Below are 21,731 nucleotides of genomic sequence, written 5' to 3' on the forward strand. Positions count from 1 at the left end.
GCATCCCCGCTCCGGGCGGCTGCCGCCGGGAGCCGCCCGGAGCGGGCCCAAGTACCATGCGGAAGGAAGACCCGTGAGCTACCAGCCGCACCGAGGCGACGCCCTCACCGTAATGAAGACCCTCCTGGACGAGTCCGTCAACGCCGTCATCACCGACCCGCTGTACAGCAGCAACGAGCGCATCGGCCGCTACGCCTGCGGAAAGCTCGGCACCAGCAGCGGCGTCCACGACGGTAAGACCTTCCCCGACGAAGACCGCGACCCGTTCTCCTGGCTTACCGAAGTACTGGCCGAGGCATACCGGGCAAGCACCGAGCACTCGGTCGCGATGATGATCTTCTCCGACTGGCGGGAAAAGCCCGACATCAGCGACGCGCTCCGGGCGGCCGGCTGGGCCTGGCAAGGCACCATCGCCTGGATCAAGCCCGTCAGCCAGCCCCGCAAGGGCGGCTTCGAGCAGTCCGCCGACTTCATCACCTGGGGGGTCAAAGGCTCCCTCGACAACAACTGTGACCTCTACCTACCCGGCCACTTCACCACCACCCAGCCCGGCAAGGACCAGGACCACGCCACTCAGAAACCGCTGGAGATCATGCAGCAGCTCGTCCAGTCTGCCCCGAAGGCGGCACTGTCCTCGACCCCTTCACCGGCAACGGCTCGATCGGCGTCGCCGCCCTGCGCGAAGGCCGACGTTTCCTCGGAATCGAAGCCAGCCCGCACTACTCCGACATCGCCGAACGATGCCTGCGCGCCAGGTTGACCCAGGATGACTTCGTCCTCGCAGGGCCGGAGGCGTGAGCATGAGAACCATCACCAGGGCGTGCGGTCGAAGACGAAAGAACGCCCGGAGCACCAGACTTCAGTGGCTCTTCCCCGCCTCCGGGACTCTTCGATCGCCCGCCGGATGAACGGAACTGCCTTCTCCACGTCCGCCGACGACACGATTGGCATCTCCAGCTCTTCCCTTCTCCAGATGCCTGATACGCGGACGCCGCAGGTGAGGCCCACCCAAGTCTGCGGAGCCCGGATCCAGTCGCAGGCACACCAGGAACGCCTGGTCCGACGGTGACGGTCGGAACACAACCGATGCCACATCCCGCTGGCAAAGCGAGTCGGCAGCCCGATCACGGCGAGGGAAATCGTCCGGGAAGCACATCCATCGAAGCCGCGGGCAGGCGACCGCCCTCGCCGCATTGGGGCCCAGGCGTCTACGTGCCAGCGTCTCGAACTAGTGCCGGTGCGTCGGCAACCAGACTAGGTGGGAAGCCACTTGGGTGGTCGCCCGGGTATCCCGCCGGCGCTTGAACTCGGAGACCATTGGCACGCCGGCCTCGTTCAGTCCCAACGTTTCGATCCGTCCCTGGTGCCACGGCCCCGTCACGTGCTTCGACGCCACGAGCCGTACCCTCGGCATCGCCACTATCGTCCCCTCGGCCCGCTGTTGTAGGTCCTGCTGATCTTGAGTCACTGCCGAACCTCGATGCTCGACATCTCGGCCATCGGCATCCTGCCGGAACACTTCTGCATCGGCCGCCCTTGCCACTTCGCGCGATCGTGCAGCGTGGCCCATCCAGAGGAGGAACGACGTAGCCCTCCTTGCTTCTGTCCCTTTGGCTCGTATCCAAGCCATGTTGGCCAGCGTGCGGTACCGTGCTGCCGTACAACGGCCATGGCTGTGTGTATGGGCGAAGGCCCCGGCCAGCGAGAATGGCCGGGGCCTTCGTTGCGCCTGGGGTCACTCCTTTCTAGCCTTCGGGCGCTACTTGAGTGTTGTGACGACCACCCCCGCCACAGCTGCCAGTGCTGCGATGACGCCAGCGTTTCGCCGAAGCCACTTTCCGAACCTGCCGCGTCCCATCATGCGCTCCTCTTCTTCCGCGATGCCCGGGACCAGTTGATCCCGAGTCGGACTGTGTGCTGGGAGAAGGGGGTGCTGTCGGGCAGTAGAAGAGAAAGTACAGGACTGTCTGACGAAAGGTTGAGTGGTGGCCTCTTCGCCTGAGTCATCTTCGTGACATGGAGTGGTTTTGAACAGGTTGGGAACATGGGCATCGAAAGGCTAGAAGCCATCGGTGAGGCCCGCAGAGAGCTGGTCCGTAGACGATCCATTCTGGCAGCAATTAGCTCGAACTGGTGATGGTGAGACATCTTGGGGACGCTCACCCGTTTGTGGCAGCTATAGTCGGACGTCTCCGAAGGCCGACCGGAAGGCGAGTCTTCGGCACTATTGAAGGGTGACCTGGAGGGGCGTGGACCAAGCCCCGACGTGGCTCCTCTCCGCGCCAGTTGATGGCGGCGGCACTGTTGAGTCGTTCGGTGTCGCAGTGGTCGGTGCGAACTGCCCGTACCCTGCGGCGCCGACGACGGACTGCGAAGTTTCGAGCTGGGAACCGAGTGGACCTCGGGCATCGTCTGCCGGGAGCGCGGAGGTTGCGTCGGCTACGCAATGAGGGTGCTATGCCGTGTCCGAGAAGGTGCCCCTTCGCGGCGACCCAAGTGAGCTGCTTGAAGTTCCGTTGATGGGTGCGCACATCCGAGAGTGAGCTTGATGGCCGCAGCGAGGAAGGCCGGAGAAGGGTCCTAGGCAAGGCTTATTCAAGGACATATGCGACTCAAGGTAGGGGCGGATCTTGTCGCCAACTTGCCGCGTTGTAAATGGAAACTGACGATTATTCACTCAAATGGGTGAGGACTGTCGGTGGAGGCTGCTTCGATGCGACCTGTCCGAGAGGTCTCTTACCAAGGAGGGTTTCATGGAGGCGTTGTACGAGCGGCTGGCCGAGGCGGCGAGCGGGCTGTCGGCGGACGGTGCGATCAGGGTCACGGCCCGGTACGAGCCGGTGGCCGGCGTGGGGGCGCCGGTGGCGCCGCCGACCGTGAAGGTCAAGCAGACGGTCAAGGACCCGGCGACGGGGAAGGAGAAGGAGGTCGACGGTCCGGGCCAGTTGTTCGAGGACCGGTGGGTAGGCGGGAAAACGGTCCAGGTGGTGCTGCTGGATCAGCGGCAGTCGCAGGCGAACCGCTGTGAGACGGCCCTGTTGGAGGCCGTCGACCTGGGGGACGCGGTGGTGCCACATCTGGCGCTGCACGTGACCGCGGAGGGCCGGGTGCTTCGGATGACGAATCTGGACGCGCCGCATCGCTCCCGAGACGCTTACTTCCGGGACGCGTTGGACGAGTCCGGGGTGAAGTTCGACGACACGGACGCGGGCCGGGCGCTTCGCGATGCTGGGACCGGGGATGTGCGGGCCTTCCTGGAGTCGGCGCCGTCGGACCTGGTGTACGGGTTGTGGGATTCGCACCGCAAGCGCCGTGTGCAGTTGAAGGTGCCGCGCACCTACACCTCGGAGCTGGTGGGCCTGGACCCGCTGGCCGGGAAGCGGGCGGCGGGGCGGTTCGACAAGTGGAACTTCCCCGGCGACCAGGTGGAGCTGACCGCCGACGGCTGGAGGCCGGTGGAGGGCACGGGGAAGAAGGGCAAGGGGAAGACGCTCAAGGCGTCGGCGGTCGGGCACGGGATGATCCCGCCGGTCGAGGGCATGGGCGGGGTGACGGTGCGGGCGATCGAGCGGAAAGCGACGCTGGCCATGGCGGGCCTGAGGGCGCTGCGCTTCGGTGACGCGCCGAAGGAGTACGTGCGGGCGGGAAGGGCCTTGCTGGGGGCGCTGGCGCTGCTGGGGGACCGGCTGGCGTTCGCGGCGCCGGCGGTGCGGCTGCGCTCGGGCTGCGACCTGCTGCTGGTCTCGGAGCGGATCGAGTGGGTCGGCCGCGGGCGCGAGGGCGTGGCGGTGACGGATCCGCTGGAGCTGGACACGGCCGCCGAGGCGCTGGAGCTGTTCGAGTTCGCGCGCTCGCGGGCCGAGGAGGCGGGCCTCAAGTGGTCGAAGGAGCCGGTGCGGCTGCGGCCGAACGCGCAGGTACAGCAGGCGATCGAGCGCTCCTTCCGCCTGGAGGGCATCGGCGAGGCGGAAGGCGAGTAGAGCGTCATGCCTTTCCACATCTCGGTGGAGCTGCTGGAGCCGCTCTACCAGGCAACCTCTATGGACGGCGAGCGCGCGGAGTGGCCGCCCCACCCGGCCCGCCTGTTCTGCGCGCTGGTCGCGCACGCCGACCTCGACGATGCCGCGCACCGGATGGCGCTGACCTGGCTGGAGGCGCAGGAGCCACCGGTGGTCACGGTGCGGGCCAGGCCGATGGAGGCGGACCACCCGCGCGCGGCGTGGGTGGTGACCAACATCGTGGACCCGGGAAAGGTGACCCACGGCCTGCTGCCGGGACGCACCGCCGGCGGCGTCCCCCGGGCGTGGGCGCAAAAGACGCTGTCCGGTACGCGGATGGTGTTCAGCTGGGCCGCCGAGCCGGGAGAGGAGCTCGCCCCGGTGCTGAAGGAACTGGCCGTGCGGGTGCCGTACTTCGGGCGCTCGACCGGCACCGGGCTGCTGGATGCGTGGTGCGGCCCCGACGAGCCCGGTGACGAGGATGGGTGGCGGCGGCGCTGGAGGCCTGCCGCCGACGGGGAGCATCCGAAGGGCTCGCAGCCGATCCGGATCCCCTACCGCGGGTACCTGGCCTGGCTTGAGGAGGCGTTCGAAGAGCAGCGGCCGGCCTGGAGCCAGTCGGTCACCCACCACTACCTCGACCCCGATCACACTGACCCGTCCGAAACGCCGGTCGTGGAGGGGCCGTTCGGCGACTTGCTGACGTTCTCGTTCGCCCCTGGTGTGACACTGGACCCGCGGTGGACGCTGGAGTTGACCGGCCGGCTGCGGGGCGCGGTGATGAGCACCCTGGAGGCGATGGGCCACGATGTCGAGGCGATGACCACGGTCCACGGCCACAAGAACAACCCGGACGACCCGCGCCCGGTCTCTTACGTCGCGCTGCCCTTCGCCGGCCACCAGCACGCCGACGGGATGCTGCGCGGCCTGGGCATCGCCCTGCCCCGCGAGATGCCGACGCAGGACCGCAAGGCGCTGCTCGCCGCTCTCCTCCGCCACGACGGGGGCCTGCGCCGGATCTGGTTGGCGGACGGGGAGCCGTTGGACCTGGTGCGGGTCAGTCCGGCCGACCAGGACTCGTGGCCGGTGACCGTTCAGCCGTGGGCCTGGCAGGGGCCGTCGGCGGTGTGGACCACGGTGCTGCCGATGGTCCTCGACCGCTTCCCCAAGAGAAACGAGGAAGCCGCGTGGGCGGACTCGGTCGCGGCCAGCTGCATCGCGGCCGGGCTGCCCGAACCCACGCGGATGCGGGTGAGCCCGCGCGCTGGCCTCGCCCCCGGCGTGCGAGACGCGGACCGGTTTCCGGTGCGCCGCAAGGACGGGGAGCGGCCGCTGCCGAGCTGCCACGTGCGTCTGACCTTCCCGGTGCCGGTGTCGGGGCCGGTGGTGCTGGGCAGCAAGAAGAACTTCGGCCTGGGCCTGTGCCGCCCGGAGCCCGACTTTCAGGAGGACGACCAGTGACGGGCACCGAGCGGCTGCCGGTGATCGATGCGGGCGAGTTTCCGGCGTTCTTCCGGGAGGTCCACCACCACACCCACTGCCCCGACGGGACCGTGACCGCGGTGTGCGACGGGTGTGAGGGCTGGGCGCCGTTCCCCTGGCAGAACGCCTGCCTGGCCGCTGTGGCGGCCGGCGCGGACTGGCCCGACCTCGACGTTCCCACCGCGCTGGGGAAGACAACGTTCATCGACATCTGGCTCTTCCTCTTGGCCTGGGAACACGCTCGCGGGCTGGGCCGCGAGCACCGGAAGGTGCCGCTGCGGTTGTTCTTCTGCGTCGACCGGCGTCTCGTGGTCGACCAGGCCCACCAGCACTCCATCGAGCTGGCCGAGGCCCTCGCCGAGGCGCCTGCCGGCTCGGTGCGGGCGAAGGTCGCCGCCGCGCTGCGCGACCTCGGCGGCGGCGAGTTGCCGTTGGAGGTGGTGCGGATGCGCGGCGGCGCCCGGTGGGAGGCGAACTGGGTGCGTAGCCCGGCCCAGCCGCTGGTGGTGACGGCGACGGTGGACCAGTACGGCAGCCGTCTGCTGTTCCGCGGCTACCACACCTCCCCGCAGCGGGCTCCGATCGACGCCGCTCTGACCGGGCACGACGCCCTGCTCGCGCTGGACGAGGCGCACCTGTCGAAGGCCCTGCTCGCGACCGCCGCCGACACCGTGCTCTATCAGCAGACGGCGGTGCGAGGGGAGTTGGCGGCGCGGGCGCTTCGGGTGGTGAGCCTGTCAGCGACCAGCGCCACCGGCGGCCGTCCCCGCCTGGGCATCAGTCAAGACGACCGCGACCACCCGATCGCCGGGCGGCGGATCGCGGCCGAGCGCCACGTGACGCTGCTCGACGCCGGCGCCTGGTCGAAGAAGCCCGCGGAGGCGTTCGCCCTGGCGGCCGAGACCGGCCTGGACGCCGTCCTGCCCGTCCTGCGGCTGCCCGCGGTCGCGGTGATCGCCAACACCATCGCCCACGCCCGCGCCGCCCACGAAGTGCTGGCCCGGCGCACCGACGTGGACGTGCTTCTGCTGACCGGCCGCTGTCGGCCCGCGGAGCGCGACCTGCTCGTCACCGGCCCGCTGGCCGAACTCCTCGACGGTGTCAGCCGGGACCGTGAACGCCCCCTCGTCGTGGTCAGCACCCAGACCCTCGAAGTGGGGATCGACTGCACCTTCGGGGCGATGGTCAGCGAATGCGGCGACTGGGCCTCCGCCTTGCAGCGTCTCGGGCGCCTCGACCGCCGCGGCGAACTCGGCCCCGTGCCCGCGATCCTCGTCCGCACCCACAACCCCGAGGACCCCGACCGCATCCCCGTCTACGGCCCGGCCGCAGCCCACACCTGGCAGTGGCTCACCGGAAAGGCCTCCACCCACGACACCCAGGATGCCGCCGAGCTGACCCCCCACCTCCTGGACGGCCTGGTCCTCAACCCCGCCACCCTGCCCGGCCTCCTCGACGGCACCGACACCGCACCGCTCACCCGCGCCGGCGAACACATCCCCCCGGTCCACGAGGTGCGGCTGGGCGCCTTCGCCCGCACTAGTCCCATCCCCGTCCCCGACGAATCCCCCGCCCCCTTCCTCCACGGCCTCGACACCGGCCAGCCCGAAGTCCAACTCCTGTGGCGCGCCGACCTCCCCACCGACACCACCGACCCCGAGACCCTCGCCGAACACATCCGCACCACCCCCGTCCACACCGCCGAAACCCTCGCCCTACCCCTCGCCACCGTCCGCCGCTTCCTCACCCAACCCCGCGCGACCCCCGACACCAGCGACCTCGAAGGAGCCGACGCCGACACCACCCCCGAACCCCGCAACCCACCCACCCGCCTGCGCACCATCGTCCTCCAACGCGAGACCGACGGAACCTGGACCACCCCGCGCAGTACCGGGGACCTGAGGCCCGGAGCCACCCTCGTCCTGCCCACCACCGCCGGCGGCCACGACACCTACGGCTGGACCGCCGACCCCGACACCCCCGTCCCCGACCTCGGCGACCACCCCACCGACAACACCCGCACCCCGCTACGCCTGGACCCGGCCGTCCTGGCCAGCACCACCGGCACAGCCCCCGAGCAGTTCACCCCGATCATCAAGCAGGTCCTCACCGACGTCACCGCGGACCCCGACGACCCGGACGCCGTGAGCACGACCGACGCGGTCCGCGCCGCGATCACCAGCCTGCTCACCGCCCTGCCCACCGACACCCCGGCCGACGGCCCCTCCCGGCACACCCCGGCGCTGCGCCGGCGCCTGGAGACCCTGCTGCAGGTCGCCGAGTGGCGCACCGGACGAGCAGCTGCGGCCGGGGTGGTGCTGATCGACCACGGCGGTCCGGGCCGGATCGTCCTCGTCCCACCCCGGATCACCGACGCCGGCCGCTACCGGATCGCCGTCGACGACGAGGACCCGGACAGCAGCAGCCTCACCCGCACCGTCACCCTCAAACGCCACCATGAGGCCGTCGGCGAACGCGCCCGCGACTACGCCCGCGCCGTCGGACTGCCCGACGACCTGGTCGACGCCATCGTGCTGGCGGCCCAGGCTCACGACTGCGGAAAGCACCACCCGCGGTTCCAGTGCATGCTCTGCTCCGGTGACCGCCTGCTCGCCGAATCCCTGCCCGAACCCCTCGCCAAGTCCGGCATGGACCCCGCCGCCCGCACCGCCCGCCGACGCGCGGCCCGCCTGGCCAACTGGTCCAAGGACCTGCGGCATGAAGCCCTCAGCGCCGCCGCCGTCCACACCTGGCTCGCCACCGACCCCACCACCGCCCGGGGCCTCGACCACGACCTCGTCACCCACCTCGTCGCCGCCCACCACGGCTACGCCCGCCCGATGCTGCCCGCCTTCGCCGACCCCGAACCGGTCCTCGTCGAGTGCACCATGCCCGACACCACCACCGTCACCGTCTCCAGCACCGTGATCGGCACCGACTGGATCGGCCCACGCCGCTTCCGTGACCTCAACCGGCGCTACGGCTTCTGGGGCCTGGCCCTCCTCGAAACGGTCCTGCGCCTCGCCGACATCGCCTGCTCCGAAAAAGGCAGCTGACCATGCACCAGCTCGAACTCCCCGCCCTGCGCTCCGACGACCCGCTCGGCTTCCTCGCCGCCCTCGGGGTTCTCGAACTCACCACCGCCACCCTGCCCACCGAGCCGTACCTCCACTGGAAGGGCCCGGCCGGCGCAGCCGTCCTCACCACCGACCAACCCCTCACCCTCGACACCCTCACCGAACTCCTCACCAGCCACCTCCCGCCCAAGCCCGCCAAGACGGCCCGCACAACCGGGGACCCCGCAGACGCCGCCGAAACGGAGGACGGGGAAGGCGAGGACGCCGACACAGCCGACACCGAGGGGGAAGTCTGGGACTCCTTCCCGCACGTCCCCGGACTCCTGACCCGACCACGCGAGGACCCCACCGCCCCCAACGAAGCCCTGCGCATGCGCATCGACACCGCGCACCAGACGCTGCGCGAACTCGCCCAAGCCGAACGCGAAACGGGCGACCGCCACGCCCGCTGGTTCGCCTCCCTGACCAACGTCATGTGCTTCGAAGACACCAAACCCAAGACCGGCAAGAACGACCCGGAACCAGAGGAAGGACCGGGCTCCGCCACGGTGCGCCGCACCCCCGTCACCCCGCTGATCGCCGCCGCCGGCCAGATGACCATCACCGGCCTGATGCAGAAAGCCGTCCTCGGCTGCCACAAAGACCCGCGGCAGATCCGCTCCGCCCTGGACGGCTGGCGCCGCATCCCCGACTACGCCTCCGCGAACTTCGACCACCGCTCCCTCGGCGACGCCCACACCAACTCCGAAGGCAAGCCCTACCAACGCGGAGCCCCCGGCCCCACCTGGCTCGCCCTCCACGCCCTCGCCACCTTCCGCCTCACCGCCACCGGCCGCACCCAAGCCGCCACCAGCTGGGACACCACCGACAGCCGCGGAGCCCTACGCTGGCCCGCCTGGACACCCCCACTCACCACCACCGACGTGACCGTCCTCCTCGAACACCCCGCCGTCCGCGCCACCGAACCCGGCACCACCCGCAACGCCGGCATGCTGACCAACCTCGGCGTCACCGCCCTCTACACTGCACCCCGAACCGGCCTCAAACAATCCAACGGCCCCCTCGCCGCCAGCCGCCACCTCTGGCCCTGACCCCAACCCCCGGCCACCCCTTTAACACCCGCTCCTTGACAACTCCACAGCGCCAACACCAAGAAAGCTGCCCCAGCCGGACACGACTTCGGAACCACAAGCACACACGAGAACACCGCATCGCACCGAAGCGAGAAGTCCGAATCACCCCCAAATGACACCCACGTATGCGCGGCAGCCAACCCACCGGACCACCAGACCAGCAGCTCAACCGCCGTCGCTCCGCACCATCCCGGTGCGGCACCATCGCAGCACCGGCCGGACGGTCGTCTCGGCCGTCCTGATCGCGTCGCTCCGCACCATCCCGGTGCGGCACCATCGCAGCGCCTCGGTCATCGCGTTCAGGGCGACGATGTTCGCCAGTCGCTCCGCACCATCCCGGTGCGGCACCATCGCAGCCCGCAGGCCCCGGCCCAGCTGAGCCTCACCGGCGGGTCGCTCCGCACCATCCCGGTGCGGCACCATCGCAGCACGACCCTGACGGAGACCGAGCGTTCGACCGGCATCGTCGCTCCGCACCATCCCGGTGCGGCACCATCGCAGCCCCTCGACGGTGTAGATCCAGTCGTCGTCGTACCGGAGTCGCTCCGCACCATCCCAGTGCGGCACCATCGCAGCTTCCTCCCGGACATGGAGGTCACCACCGAGGCGACCAGTCACTCCGCACCGTCCCGGTGCGGCACCATCGCAGCGTGATTGTGCCGACCGACATGCTCAAGGACCCGACGTCGCTCCGCACGTTCCCGATGCGGCGCCATCGCAGCGCGGTCCTGGGCCTGCCTTCCCGCGACCTCCACCGGAGTCACTCCGCACCACCCCCGTGCGGCACCATCGCAGCAAATTGCTGACCACCGCCGAGCAGGACGGCCGGCGTCGCTCCGCACCGTCCCGGTGTGGCACCATCGCAGCCCGAAGACCACGGTCGCCTCGACGCTCAAGCGGCTGTTCCTCCGCACCACTTCCGTGCGGCTCCATCGCAGGATCCCCTACCTGGCCCGATCCGACCGAGAGGAGGACAGGCGCCTCCGCACCATTCCGATGCGGCACCATCGCAGTTACCTGCGCATCAACGCCGTCAAGCAGGCCCAGGACTTCGCTCTGCACTATCCCGGGGCGGCATCATCACGGAATGGAGGTCACCGGGGCAACCGGAGGCCAGGTGGAAGTTGCTCCGCGCCACTTCGGTGCGGCACAACCGCAGCGTCCCCGCCAGCCTCGCTCTCGATATCGCGACCACGGGTACCCCCGCACCACCCCGGTGCGGCACATCGCAGCTACAAGGGCCTGGCATCGAAGGTTCTTGCCGCGTACCTGCCGCTCCGCATCATCCCCGTGCAGCACCATTACGAGATCGGCGAGCACGACCTGCGGATGGGTATCCCGAGTTCCACTCCTCTGTCCGCGGCTACCCACCAAGGGTGGCTGAGGGTCGCAGTGGAAGGGGAATCGGTGGGGACTTGTCGGGGACCACACGTCGGTCACCATCGCCCTGGGGGCCAAGTGGGTCCTGGGACAGAGTTATGGGGTCTCCGGACGTGGTGGACCGTCCTCTGGTGTTCCGTTACGGTGCCGGTAACTTGACTTTCCCTCATGTATCTGTCAAGAGGCTGTCATGCAGGACCGCTTCAACTCGCCGGCGGGGTTCCGCTGGGTGCCGCCGCCTACCAGATCGAGGGTGCCGTCGACGAGGGCGGTCGCGGCCGCTCCGTCTCGGATGTCTTCTGCGCCCGCCCCGGCGCTGTCCGCGACGTGCACACGGGAGCGGTGGCCTGTGACCACTACCACCGGTACCCCGAGGACATCGAGTTGATGAAGGGCCTTGGGCTGGACGGCTACCGCTTCTCCGTCTCCTGGCCCCGCGTCCTGCCCACCGGAAGCGGGCCCGTGAACGCCGTCGGACTCGCCTTCTATGACCGCCTGGTGGACGCCCTGCTGGCGGCCGGCATCGCCCCGCTGCCCACCCTCTTCCACTGGGACCTCCCGCAGGGCCTGGAGGACGGTGGCGGCTGGCTCGACCGCGACACCGCGTCCCGCTTCGCCGAGTACGCCGCCGTCATGGCCGACCGCCTCGGCGACCGCGTGCCTGCCTGGATCACCCTCAACGAGCCCTTCGTCCACACCGTCTTCGGCTACGCCCTGGGCGCCCACGCCTCCGGCCGCACCCTGATGTTCGAGGCGCTCCCCGCCGCCCACCACCAGCTCCTTGGCCACGCCCTGGAGGCGGTGATCTCCAACAACCTCACCTCGGTCCAGCCGGCTTCCCCCTCACCCGCCGACCTCGCCGCCGCGGCCTACGGCACCCTCCACAACCGCCTGTTCACCGACCCCGTCCTCCTCGGCCGCTACCCCGACCTCTCCGCCCTAGGCGTCCCCGACGACATCTTCGGCGCGCGTCCGCCCTGGCGACACCGACCTCATCCACACCCCCGGCCTCGACGGCCTCGGCCTCAACTTCTACAACCCCACCCGCGTCGTTGCCCCCACCCACCCCCGGCCTCCCCTTCGACCTCGTCGACATCCCCGACGCCCCCACACCGCCTTCGGCTGGCCCGTCGTCCCCGAAGCCCTCACCCAACTCCTCCTCAACCTCCGCGAGTTGTACGGCAAGGCCCTCCCGCCCATCACCATCACCGAGAACGGCTGCTCCGTCGAGGAGTCCACCGACCCCGACCAGCCCCGCATCGACTTCATGTCCGCCCACCTCGACGCCCTCGCCCGCGCCGCCGCCGAGGGCATCGACATCCGCGGCTACTACACCTGGTCCCTCCTCGACAACTTCGAATGGGCTGAGGGGCTGTTCCGTCAGAGGTTTGGCCTCGTTCACGTCGACTTCGAGGCGCAGCGGCGAACCCAGAAGGCCTCGTGCGCCTGATATCGAGACCTCATTGCTGCCCACCGGGCGCGGAACGCGAAGTAGGGGCCGGTAACTTCATTGCAAGAGAGAAGATTTGAGGAAGGCCGTGAATGGTAGTTACGGTCTCCCGTTAATGGCAGCCTGTTCGACGGCCTGATGCGCATGGCCAGTGACGGGAGCGCGACATCCACGCAATGGTGAGTGTGAGAGGCACTTACGGCTGCGTGATGAGGGTGTCGAGGAAGGCTTGGGTTTCGGGGTCGGTGGAGTAGAGCCGGGTGGCGTGGATCCCGCGGGTGAGTAGGACGTGGTAGATGTTCAGCGCCAGGGGCAGGTAGTCGTCGGGGTGCACGTTTCGCATGGCTCGGTCGTGGCTGTGGTGGGGACGCGGTTGCCAGGTGCCGTCGCGGCGTACGAGGTCGGGGCCGATGATGACCCCGCTGTAGGAGTACTCCAGGCCCTGGGCGGTGTAAATGCAGCCGACTTGCCGGTGGCCGCCGAAGGCGGTGGCCCAGAAGTTGCGGTGCGGTGCGGCGGCTGCGGGGATCTCCTGGAAGGCGTTCCAAGGTGCCTTCCAGAGATGGTCGGTGCCGTCGGCGTCCGTCCAGGGGATGGCGACCTCGGGGAGGAGGTGGGAGGTGTTGCGGGCCCAGGGCCAGCAGAAGCCGGCTGCGGTGCGGGCGCGTTGCCCCTGGGCCGTGTGGTGGTCGATCCATGCCTGGAGTTCTTCGGGGTTTACGCTCAGCCGCAGGTCGTAGTCCGTGCTGTCCCACTGGGTCGGGGTGCCGTAGAGCAGGTCGGTGACCCAACCCATGTAGGTGGCCGAGGAGTTGGTGCGGAAGCAGCCGGACAGGCTGTGTCGCCTGAAGTCCGCCCCGCTGGCGGCGGCCAGTTCCTCGATCTCCTCTAGCGTGATGCCCTCATTGGGAGAGATGATCTGCCGTTCGTCCAGGAACATGATCACGATGGGGACGCGGTCGACGATCTGCTGGACCAGCCCGCGTCCGTCGGTCGGCCGACGCAGGCGTTGCGCCTCGTCCAGGATGGTGATCCGGGACCCCTTCATGGCGGCGGCCGGGACATCGCCAGGCAGCATGAACAGGTCCCGGGCGCCGCGGATGGAGGAGGTGGCCTCGCGTAGCTGGGCGACCAGTGTGCCGGACGGGCTGACGTAGCGTGGCTGCAGGAGGGCATCGTTGCGCAGGTAGTGCCCCATCAGCCGGGACGCGATGATGGTCTTGCCGCTCCCCGGGCCGCCCGTGACGGCTACCACCAACCGTGTCCCTCGGGCTTTCGCGGTGCTGACGAGCCCCTGGATGTCCAGGAGCGCGTCCTGCTGGTCGCCGATCAGCTTGATGGGGGACCGGGGTGAGAGCAGCAGCTCGCCGACGCTTTCCAGCAGGAAGTGCGACGGTGTCCAGCGCATGTTCTGGAAGTCCCGCACGCGCTCGTCGTCGGGTGCGGCCAGGTCGGCTGCCAGGAGACGCTGTGCCAGTTCGCGTCCATCGATGTCCGGCGCCAGGTCGTCGCGGCACAGCACCGGGATGCCGCTCCAGGAGCCGGTGTTGTGGTGCTGCCGCAGCGGCTGGGCCTGTGCGGTGGTCGCGTTGTGTAGGTAGACCAGGCCGCGTACCTCGACCCCGGTGTCACCCTCCGTGAACCATTGCTGGAGGAAGGCGGTGTAGCCGGCGACCTGGACGACCGGATGAGTGGGCTCGTCCCCGTCCAGGAGCTTCACCTGCGTGCTGGAGAGGACGGTGAACTGGGTCCATTGCTTCAGCTCCACGACGACGAGCGCCGGGACGCCCTCCTTGGTGCGGCCGAGGAGTAGCGCGTCGAAGCGGTTGGCGCCGCCCGGAGTCGTGTACTCGAGGTAGATCTGCAGCTGGCCCAGTCCGGCGCGGACGAGCGCGTTGGCGAGGTACGGCCAGCTGCGTTCCCAGCTGCGTTGCTCGGACTTGCCGACCGTGCGGCGGCCGTGGGCCTCGGAGCGGCGCACGCAGGTCTCGACGAATGACGGCTGCTGGACGAGGTCGGCCAGGTCCGCGACCCGGCCGGCCCACACCCAGGGGCCGGTGGCAGAGTCCATCGTGCCGCCCCAGCTGCTGGTTGCGGGTACCTGCCCGCTGGCGGCGGTCATTCCGCCACCAATGCGATGTTCGTGCGGTGCCAGGCGAAGTAGGGCCGGCTCTCCTCGGTGAACTCCGTGCAGTGCCGTCCGCTGAGCGCGGTGAGCGCGGGCTGTAGGCCCGGATCGTCGAGGGCAGTCGTCGTCGGGGTTACGAGTCCCTGCTCCGAGACGTACAGGTAGCCATGCTCGAACAGCGTGTCGCAGCCCAGCACACAGGCGCCCATCACGTTGGCCAGGTGACGGCGCTCGTAGATGTCGCAGTCGCGGCGCCGCTTGATGTGCGCGGTGTGCACGACGCGGCTGGGCAGCGAGGTACCGCACAGTGCACAAGTGATGCGTTCACCGGTCCCGAACTTGGTCCGCCGCAGCCGCTGTCGCTCGCGGCGGACCAACGTCAGGGAGCGCTGGTCCAGTTCGCCGTCGATGTCGAGGAACCGGTCCGGCGTGCCCTCGCCCGACTCGCCTGTGTCGGGGTCGTCCTCCGGGGCCGGGGCGCTGATGACGTTGTCGATCACGGTCAGGTCCTGCAGGACGGGTGCGCCCTGCTTGTTGGCCGACAGGCGCAGGGCCTCCATGGCCTGCTCGCCGAGCAACGAGCCGTCGACGTCCGCACGGATGTCGAGGACATCCAGCCGGATGCGGTGCGGGTAGGCGTCGTCGGGCCAGACCGGCGCGGTGTCGACGAACGTGTCACCGGCGATCCGGGCAACCACCACCTGCTTCAGCGAGGCCTCGGCCCATCCGCCGGGCGCGACCCGGGCGTTGGGGCCGCGGTGGCCCAGCAGCAGGAAGTCCCCTGTGGTGAGGCTGGCCAGAACCTCGTCGGTGCGGCCTCGGGTGACGGTCTCGGCGCGCCAGCCCCACAGGGAGCGCTGAATCCCGATCTTCAGGTTGGCCTGCGAGGGCGCCGGCACGTAGACCAGGGCAGTGGGCACTGCTGGCCTCCTTCACGATGCGACTCCGGAAAGGAGTTCTGTGATGCACCCCTGCCGGGCTGCCGGGTGTGCCCGGGTACGCAGCGGGGGCTGCTGAGACCCCCAACATCTACACCACGCCACCGACAGTCGACGGTTCTGGGGGCCGCCGGGAGGAGGGCCGGCCATCACTGACGCCACGCCACCTGCGTAGCGACTGTATCCGAGGTTGGTCCGACGGCTCACAGGCATGAGCCTATCGACGGGCCGATACTGCTCGAGCGATCTCCTGCTCCTGTTCTCGATAGGGCCTGAACCTGGTCAGGCAGTGCTGCAGCAGATCCGGCTTGCCGGTGCTCTGGGCAGTGCGAACCGCATTCAGCAGATCGTCGGCGCCGACGATATGGAGATTGGGCAGAGGGAGGCGGCCACGGCGCACGGACGGTCCATGGATCACCATGATCGCCTTCGGAGTTACCGGAAGGTCCTCCCGAACGAATTTCAACTCCCAGAGGAACGTCTCGATCTGCTCGGTGCGGTCGTTGCGCCCGTACAGCAGGCGGCCATCGGTCAGTAGGCGGACCTCTGCGCCGGGCACTGGCGTCCAGTTCTTCGAGTCGATGACAACAAGCTGGTTCTTCGGGCCGATAGCGATGTGGTCGAGGTTGGCGGTCGCTCCGGGAATGCCACGGTCGTGCAGGAGGTGCCAGCCTTCCTGGACCAGCGGCGCTAGAAGTTCGGCGGTGGTCTTCTCGCCAACGGCGCCCTGTTCGAGCCGGCTGGCCTTCGCAAGGTCATCCGTGGTTGGCGAGATGCGTTCGGTGCGGTCGGGTCCGACGCTCCGGTGCGGCCGCTTCCTCGCCAGGACAGCGGCGGCCAACGCCAGGGCGACGGCCAGGAGGTAGTAGTGAACCAGTACTGTGAAGCCGACCACGCCGACAAGTGCTGCGAGCCTAGGCGCGGTCCAGGGTCTGAGGGTCTCTTCGCCCCTGACGGTCCGCTTTTTGGGAGTCCGGAGCCTGCGGGCCTCGCGAAGCGCACTGTCGCCAGCTGGGTTGTTCATAGGGCACTCCCTGCTCCTTGATCCCGTAGAGTCACGATCGTTGGCAGTCTGTCAGATTGGGCTGACGCACGGTGTCGGCCTCAGTGGATCGGCGGCCTGACGCGATGCCGGGTAAAGGGCGGGGTGACTGGTGACGCGGCCTCCAAGAAGTCGCCGCCTGTCCGCGGAACGTCTGCCGCCCGGATCCCAGCACGGGGCTCACCATGCGTCTAGCCTGTAGGGACATCAGCACCCGCCAGGCGTCCACCCGCACGTCGGCCACCGTCTGCTGGTGGAAGCCGTGTACGCAGTCCGGCGCCGTGCCGCGCAAGGGGCCCGGCACCGGACTGGCCCAGAGCCGCGTCGACACCCGGACCACCTCGCCCTCGTCCGTCACACCCCCGACGATCAGTGCCGAAAGCCCTGAAAAACCGTTCTCAGAGGGCGGTTCGTGAGCTGATGTCCGGTCCGTGATGAGGTCGGGGCAGGACTGCTGGCCGCGGGAGCTCGGTCGGCTACTACTTCCTGGCGAAGCTGCCGGCGTCGACCTTGGTGAGGACGTCCAGCTTGACGAGGCGTTTCAGCTTGGCGCGGGTACCTTCGATGTTCTTCGGCAGGAGTTCGTGGTCGAGGGCTTCGCAGACGTCCCGGGCCCGGAGGGGGCCGGTGGTCTCGTTGAAGACGGCGAGGATGCGCGGGTAGTCCGGGTGCTCCGGCACGTCGGGCGAGGACGTGCGGGCCGGGAGGCGATCCGCGAGCGCGGTGACGGTCTTCCGGGTGATCGCGAGGTGTTCGAGATGAATCTCCGCCTCCCGCAGCCGGCTTCGCAGGTCCTCGATCTGCCTGCGGAGGTCGCCGGCCAGGGCCTGCGCGGCGTTCTCCTGGATGTCGAGTGCGTCGAGCAGAGGCTGGATGTTCACGCGCTCACCGCCTGCGTGTCGCGCCAGGTGGGCGTGTTCGCGTCGGTGAGGCGGCGGGCCATGACCTGGGTCATCGCCCAGTAGACACGGGAGGCGGAGGAGGACGGGCGGTGCTCGTAGTCGCGGACCAGGCGCCGGTGCAGTATCAAGATCCCGTAGGTCTGCTCGACCCTCCAGCGCTTCGGCTGCGGGACGAACCCTCTGTCCTGCGGGTTGCGTTCGACGATCTCGACATCGATGCCCAGGACGGCGCCGTGCGCGGCAACCTGCTTCTTGAAGCCCTGGTCGACCAGGGCCTTTCGGACGCTGCCGCCGGCGTGCTCGGCGACCTGGTCCAGCAGGGCGATACCGGCGGCATTGTCGTGCGCGTTCGCGGCCAGGACGATGACGGCGATGACCAGGCCCAGTACGTCGACGGCCAGGGCCCGCTTGCGGCCCGGCACCCGTTTCGCCGGGTCCCGGCCGGTCGTGGAAGCGGGGACCCCGGCAGCCACATGGACACTCTGCGTGTCCAGCACCACCAGGGTCGGGTCCTCTAATCGGCGGGCCCGTTCACGGACCTGGCAGCGCAGGAGTTCATGGATGACCTGGTCGGTCCCGTCGTCCCGCCACGCGGCGAAGTAGTAGTACGTCGCGCTCTTCGGTGGCAGATCGTGCGGGAGGTAGGCCCATTGGCAACCGGTCCTGCCCTGATAGAGGATCGAATTCACGACCTCCCGCATCGAATAGCAACCCTGATGGCCGCTCACCGACCGGTGCCGGTTCTTCCACGCCACGAGCACCGGCTCGATCAACGACCACTGATCGTCCGACAAGTCGCTCGGGTAGGGCTTGCGCTCACTCACCCCGCCACCCCAGCAGACCATCTGCCCGCGACGGACGTACTCCCGCCTCGCCCACACCATCAGGTGACGACAGAACCGGTCAAATACTCACGAACCGTCCTCTCAGAGGCTCGGTGGCACCTCACATGGCCTGTCGACGACGCTTGTCACGCTTCGTTGCCACCGATTACTGGACAGGGCCGTTCATTGGGCAGCCTCGACTGTCGTTGCTTCGGCGCCGGCGGCGGGTGTGCGGGTGCGGTGGAGGAGGGTCGGACTGGCAGGGTCGGCCGGTTCGAGTTCGATGGCGCGGCGTAGTTGTTCCATGCGTTGGGGGAGGGGGTGCCAGCCGGGTTCTGCGGCCATGTCGGTGTTGAGGTCGCGGATTGCGCGGGCGTAGGCGCGGGCCAGGCCGCGGAAGTGCAGGGGCAGGCCGGGGCGGGGGTGGCCGCTGGGGGCGATGCTCACCCAGAGGGCGTCGGTGGTCTCGTTGTCCGGGCCGGCGGGTTGGGTGGTGTTGCGTGCGACGAGGTGGCTGCGGACGGTGAGCCAGTGGTGCATCGCGGCCCGGGTGGGGCCGGACAGGGCGACGGTCTCGGTGGCGGGGGTGGTGCGCGGGTCGCGGTGCTGGGGGAGGCGGGTGAGGCGGATCGTGCCGTGGTGCAGGTCGACGTCGTGCGTGCGCAGGGCGCAGAGTTCGCCGGCGCGGCAGCCGGTGTCCAGCACGGTGCCGATGATCGCGAGGATCCGGCTGCGGGAGTCGGAGCGGCCGGGGCGGGCCGAGTGTTCCAGGTGGCCGAGCAGGATGCTGCGCGGGCGGGCGGCGACCACGGGCCGGAGCTCAGCCCGCGGCGGGTTGCGGTCCGGGAGTGTGACGGTGATGCCGGCCCGGGCGCCGAGGATGCGGAGGCAGTCCTCCCGGACGCGCATGGACGCCGGTGAGGCGTGGTCCGGTCGTGCGGCGGGCTTGCGCCGCAGCAGGCCCCGCTCGGCGGCGGTGAGGTAGGCGGCGAGGGTGTCCGGCGCGAGGAGCAGGGCGAGTGAGCCGGCGGCCATGGGCACGATAGCGCCGCGCTCCAGGGCGGTGCGCAGTTCGCTGGCGACCCAGCGCAGTTGCTTCGCCCGGGACGTGCCAGTGGGCGATTCGCAGGCACGCTCGACAAGGGCGTCCAGCGCCTCGACCGAGGGTGCTGCTGTCGTCGGGGCGTCCGCCATGGGGCCACCCTAGCGTCGGTTCGTTGGGCGCTTGCCGATAGAGGGGCTCGGAAGGCCCCGCAGGGTCAGAGTGTAATAACTGGCTTGGAGCAAGATCGTCGGTGGCGGACAGGCTGCATGGTGGCGGTCTACTCCAGCCCGCGCCGCTCCGGTGGTGACCGTCCTTCGGCAGCCGGCGAGGGGGCCGTGCCAGGGCATCCGCCGGTTCTCGTGGCGGCACCCGACGATGACTTCCCGGGCTCCGTGAGTGCTCCGGTCGGTTCTGATGGACCGTCAGCTAACTCAGCATTGGGTCAGCATCAGTCCTGTCAGGCGTTGTCATGGATGGTCGAACGGTGTCACGTGTCGAGTGCGGAGGCGACTGTCGACAGGGGCGCTTCGGGTGGGCGGAGGGAGGCTCCGGCTCAGGGGTGCGGCGGACCCGGCCGCCGCACCCCCGATCGGCAAACGTCCAGGTCAGCGCACGTTTCCCCGGGGCTTGAGGGGGATTCCCGGGAGCTCCGGGGCGGGGAGTCGGTCGCCCGGGTAGCCCTGGACGGCGCCGAAACGGTCGGGGTTCGCGGAGCTCATCCATTCCTCGCGGGCTCGGGTAATGTCTTCGTGAGACCGCCCGATGAAGTTCCACCACATGACGATCTGCTCCTCGAACGGCGTGCCGCCGAGCAGGACCAGCCGGGCGTCGGTCGCGGCGGTGTTGGCGAGGGTGAGGGTGCGGCGGCCGGGGGCGACGTAGCCGAGTTCGGCGGGGCTCAGCGGGGTGTCGAGGAGGCGGATCTCGCCGCTGTCGACCAGCAGGCCGTGTTCGAAGGCGGGGTCGACGTCGAGGGTGACGGTGGCGTGCGGGCGCAGGGTCAGTTCGGCGCCGAGCAGTGGGGTGAAGGTGGGGACGGGGGAGGTGTCGCCGGCGAGGGTGCCGAGGAAGACCCGGGCCTCGCCGCCGTCGAGGGCGACCGGGGCGGGCACGTGGTGGTGGAAGTCGCGTCCGGTGTGGCGGTGCTCCTCGGGCAGGGCGACCCACAGCTGTACGCCGTGCAGGACGGTGGTGGCCGGGGTGGAGACCTCGGAGTGGGCGATGCCGCGGCCGGAGGTCATCAGGTTGACCTCGCCCGGGCGGACGTACGCGTGCACGCCGAGGCTGTCCCGGTGCTCGATCTCGCCGGTGAACAGCCAGCTCACGGTCTGCAGCCCGGTGTGGGGGTGCGGGGCGACGTCCATGCCGCCGGTGGTCGCGACGTCGTCGGGTCCGTAGTGGTCGACGAAGCACCAGGCGCCGATCGTGGTGCGGGAGCGCTGCGGCAGGGTGCGGCGTACGGTCATCGCGCGCGGGCCGCCGAGTGGTACGTCCCGGGCGGGCAGGACCTCCACCCGCGGGTCGGCGGCGGGGGCCTCGGCGCGGTCGGTCTGGACGTGGTCGGTCTCGGCGGTGCTCACGGGTGGGTCCCTCCCGGGTATCAATTAGTTCTATATTCAACTATCATGCCATGACAGAGTGGCGGACGACAGTTGCGATCAGCCTAAGGAGTCCAGGTGAGTGATGTGACGGTGGTCCCGACGGATCGGCGGGTGTTCATCGACAAGCAGAGCCCCCAGGCGTACCGGGCGATGCTGGCGGCCGCCGAGGCGGCGCGTGAGGCCGCGGCCGCGGCCGGGCTGGACCGTCGGCTGATCGAACTGGTCAACCTCCGGGTGTCGCAGATCAACGGCTGCGCCTACTGCCTGCACGTGCACACCAGGGCCGCGATCCGCGAGGGCGAGACCGCCCAGCGCCTGGGCGTGCTGGCCGCCTGGCGCGACACCGAGGTGTTCAGCGACCGCGAGCGGGCCGCGCTCGGGCTGGCCGAGGCGACCACCGCCCCGGCGGACGCGGCGCTCCAGGAGGCCGCGTACGGTGTGGCGCGCCAGGTGCTGAGCGACGAGGAGATCTCCGCGGCGGTCTGGGTGTCCATCGCCATCAACGCCTTCAACCGGGTGTCCATCCTGAGCAAGCACCCGGTCCGCCCGGCCGCGGGCCGGTAGCCGCGCGCGTCGGAGGGTTTCCGGTCGGCGGCTTTCCGCCGTCCGGCGACGGGGCCTCCGTCTTCCGGCGGAGGCCCTCCGTTGGTGGGTGTACGGCCGGCTCCTCCCGGCGGGGGATGACGGACCGTCAGCGATGCGGCGAGGCTGGGCGGCGAGGGCGAGGAGCT

Annotated in this window: 12 protein-coding genes, 2 pseudogenes and 1 CRISPR repeat array; of the genes and pseudogenes, 7 read left to right on the top strand and 7 right to left on the bottom strand. The window is 69.7% G+C overall.

From position 1 onward, the window contains the following. Positions 1–73: 73 nt before the first annotated feature. From ACIQ87_RS08625 to ACIQ87_RS08650, 6 genes and pseudogenes are all read left to right on the top strand, one after another. Positions 74–798, top strand: a pseudogene (locus ACIQ87_RS08625) (DNA-methyltransferase). Between the two features lie 1,955 nt (positions 799–2,753). Further along, the gene (gene cas7u / locus ACIQ87_RS08630; protein WP_402403539.1) at positions 2,754–3,980 is read left to right on the top strand and encodes a type I-U CRISPR-associated RAMP protein Csb1/Cas7u; all 1,227 of its coding nucleotides are present in this window, start codon (positions 2,754–2,756) and stop codon (positions 3,978–3,980) included. Positions 3,981–3,986: 6 nt separating this feature from the next. Next, positions 3,987–5,459: a type I-U CRISPR-associated protein Csb2 gene (csb2, locus tag ACIQ87_RS08635; protein WP_402403542.1), complete on the top strand. Its 1,473-nt coding sequence runs from the start codon at positions 3,987–3,989 to the stop codon at positions 5,457–5,459. Continuing rightward, positions 5,456–8,536 carry a type I-U CRISPR-associated helicase/endonuclease Cas3 gene (gene cas3u, locus ACIQ87_RS08640; RefSeq protein ID WP_402403544.1) on the top strand — a complete coding sequence of 1,027 codons (3,081 nt, stop codon included), beginning with the start codon at positions 5,456–5,458 and terminating at the stop codon, positions 8,534–8,536. The genes csb2 and cas3u overlap by 4 nt, the downstream gene beginning before the upstream one ends. 2 nt (positions 8,537–8,538) lie before the next feature. Beyond that, positions 8,539–9,648, top strand: a complete 1,110-nt coding sequence (locus ACIQ87_RS08645) for a hypothetical protein (RefSeq protein WP_402403547.1) — start codon at positions 8,539–8,541, stop codon at positions 9,646–9,648. Positions 9,649–9,864: 216 nt separating this feature from the next. Continuing rightward, positions 9,865–10,704: a CRISPR direct-repeat array (repeat unit 37 nt; unit sequence GTCGCTCCGCACCATCCCGGTGCGGCACCATCGCAGC). Between the two features lie 534 nt (positions 10,705–11,238). Continuing rightward, positions 11,239–12,520, top strand: a pseudogene (locus ACIQ87_RS08650) (family 1 glycosylhydrolase). A gap of 196 nt (positions 12,521–12,716) precedes the next feature. Here the strand turns inward: ACIQ87_RS08650 and ACIQ87_RS08655 are convergent. The 7 genes from ACIQ87_RS08655 to ACIQ87_RS08685 all read right to left on the bottom strand — a co-directional run bounded on the left by ACIQ87_RS08655 (position 12,717) and on the right by ACIQ87_RS08685 (position 20,979). After that, the gene (locus tag ACIQ87_RS08655) at positions 12,717–14,642 is read right to left on the bottom strand and encodes a DNA/RNA helicase domain-containing protein (protein ID WP_402403550.1); all 1,926 of its coding nucleotides are present in this window, start codon (positions 14,640–14,642) and stop codon (positions 12,717–12,719) included. Beyond that, complete coding sequence (locus tag ACIQ87_RS08660; RefSeq protein ID WP_402403553.1) at positions 14,639–15,568, bottom strand: hypothetical protein; 930 nt, start codon at positions 15,566–15,568, stop codon at positions 14,639–14,641. Before ACIQ87_RS08660 ends, ACIQ87_RS08655 begins: the two co-directional genes overlap by 4 nt. 235 nt (positions 15,569–15,803) lie before the next feature. After that, positions 15,804–16,481: a nuclease-related domain-containing protein gene (locus ACIQ87_RS08665; RefSeq protein WP_402403556.1), complete on the bottom strand. Its 678-nt coding sequence runs from the start codon at positions 16,479–16,481 to the stop codon at positions 15,804–15,806. A gap of 626 nt (positions 16,482–17,107) precedes the next feature. Then, on the bottom strand, positions 17,108–17,509 hold the full coding sequence (locus tag ACIQ87_RS08670) for a hypothetical protein (RefSeq protein WP_402403559.1): 402 nt from the start codon (positions 17,507–17,509) through the stop codon (positions 17,108–17,110). Continuing rightward, positions 17,506–18,354 carry an IS5 family transposase gene (locus ACIQ87_RS08675; RefSeq protein WP_402403561.1) on the bottom strand — a complete coding sequence of 283 codons (849 nt, stop codon included), beginning with the start codon at positions 18,352–18,354 and terminating at the stop codon, positions 17,506–17,508. The genes ACIQ87_RS08670 and ACIQ87_RS08675 overlap by 4 nt, the downstream gene beginning before the upstream one ends. A gap of 183 nt (positions 18,355–18,537) precedes the next feature. Then, positions 18,538–19,548 carry a site-specific integrase gene (locus ACIQ87_RS08680; RefSeq protein WP_402403563.1) on the bottom strand — a complete coding sequence of 337 codons (1,011 nt, stop codon included), beginning with the start codon at positions 19,546–19,548 and terminating at the stop codon, positions 18,538–18,540. Between the two features lie 456 nt (positions 19,549–20,004). Then, positions 20,005–20,979 carry a pirin family protein gene (locus tag ACIQ87_RS08685; protein ID WP_402403566.1) on the bottom strand — a complete coding sequence of 325 codons (975 nt, stop codon included), beginning with the start codon at positions 20,977–20,979 and terminating at the stop codon, positions 20,005–20,007. Positions 20,980–21,075: 96 nt separating this feature from the next. Here ACIQ87_RS08685 and ACIQ87_RS08690 point away from each other — a divergent pair, with 96 nt between their 5' ends. Then, positions 21,076–21,564 carry a carboxymuconolactone decarboxylase family protein gene (locus ACIQ87_RS08690; RefSeq protein WP_402403568.1) on the top strand — a complete coding sequence of 163 codons (489 nt, stop codon included), beginning with the start codon at positions 21,076–21,078 and terminating at the stop codon, positions 21,562–21,564. Positions 21,565–21,731: the final 167 nt, after the last annotated feature.

The organism is Kitasatospora sp. NPDC096204 (assembly GCF_044763205.1).
Classification (GTDB): Bacteria; Actinomycetota; Actinomycetes; order Streptomycetales; family Streptomycetaceae; genus Kitasatospora.

Coding starts and splice junctions, on each gene's coding strand:
- ACIQ87_RS08645 (WP_402403547.1), top strand. CDS start 8,539: ATGCACCAGCTCGAACTCCCCGCCCTGCGCTCCGACGACCCGCTCGGC.
- cas7u (WP_402403539.1), top strand. CDS start 2,754: ATGGAGGCGTTGTACGAGCGGCTGGCCGAGGCGGCGAGCGGGCTGTCG.
- ACIQ87_RS08680 (WP_402403563.1), bottom strand. CDS start 19,548: ATGGCGGACGCCCCGACGACAGCAGCACCCTCGGTCGAGGCGCTGGAC.
- csb2 (WP_402403542.1), top strand. CDS start 3,987: ATGCCTTTCCACATCTCGGTGGAGCTGCTGGAGCCGCTCTACCAGGCA.
- ACIQ87_RS08655 (WP_402403550.1), bottom strand. CDS start 14,642: ATGACCGCCGCCAGCGGGCAGGTACCCGCAACCAGCAGCTGGGGCGGC.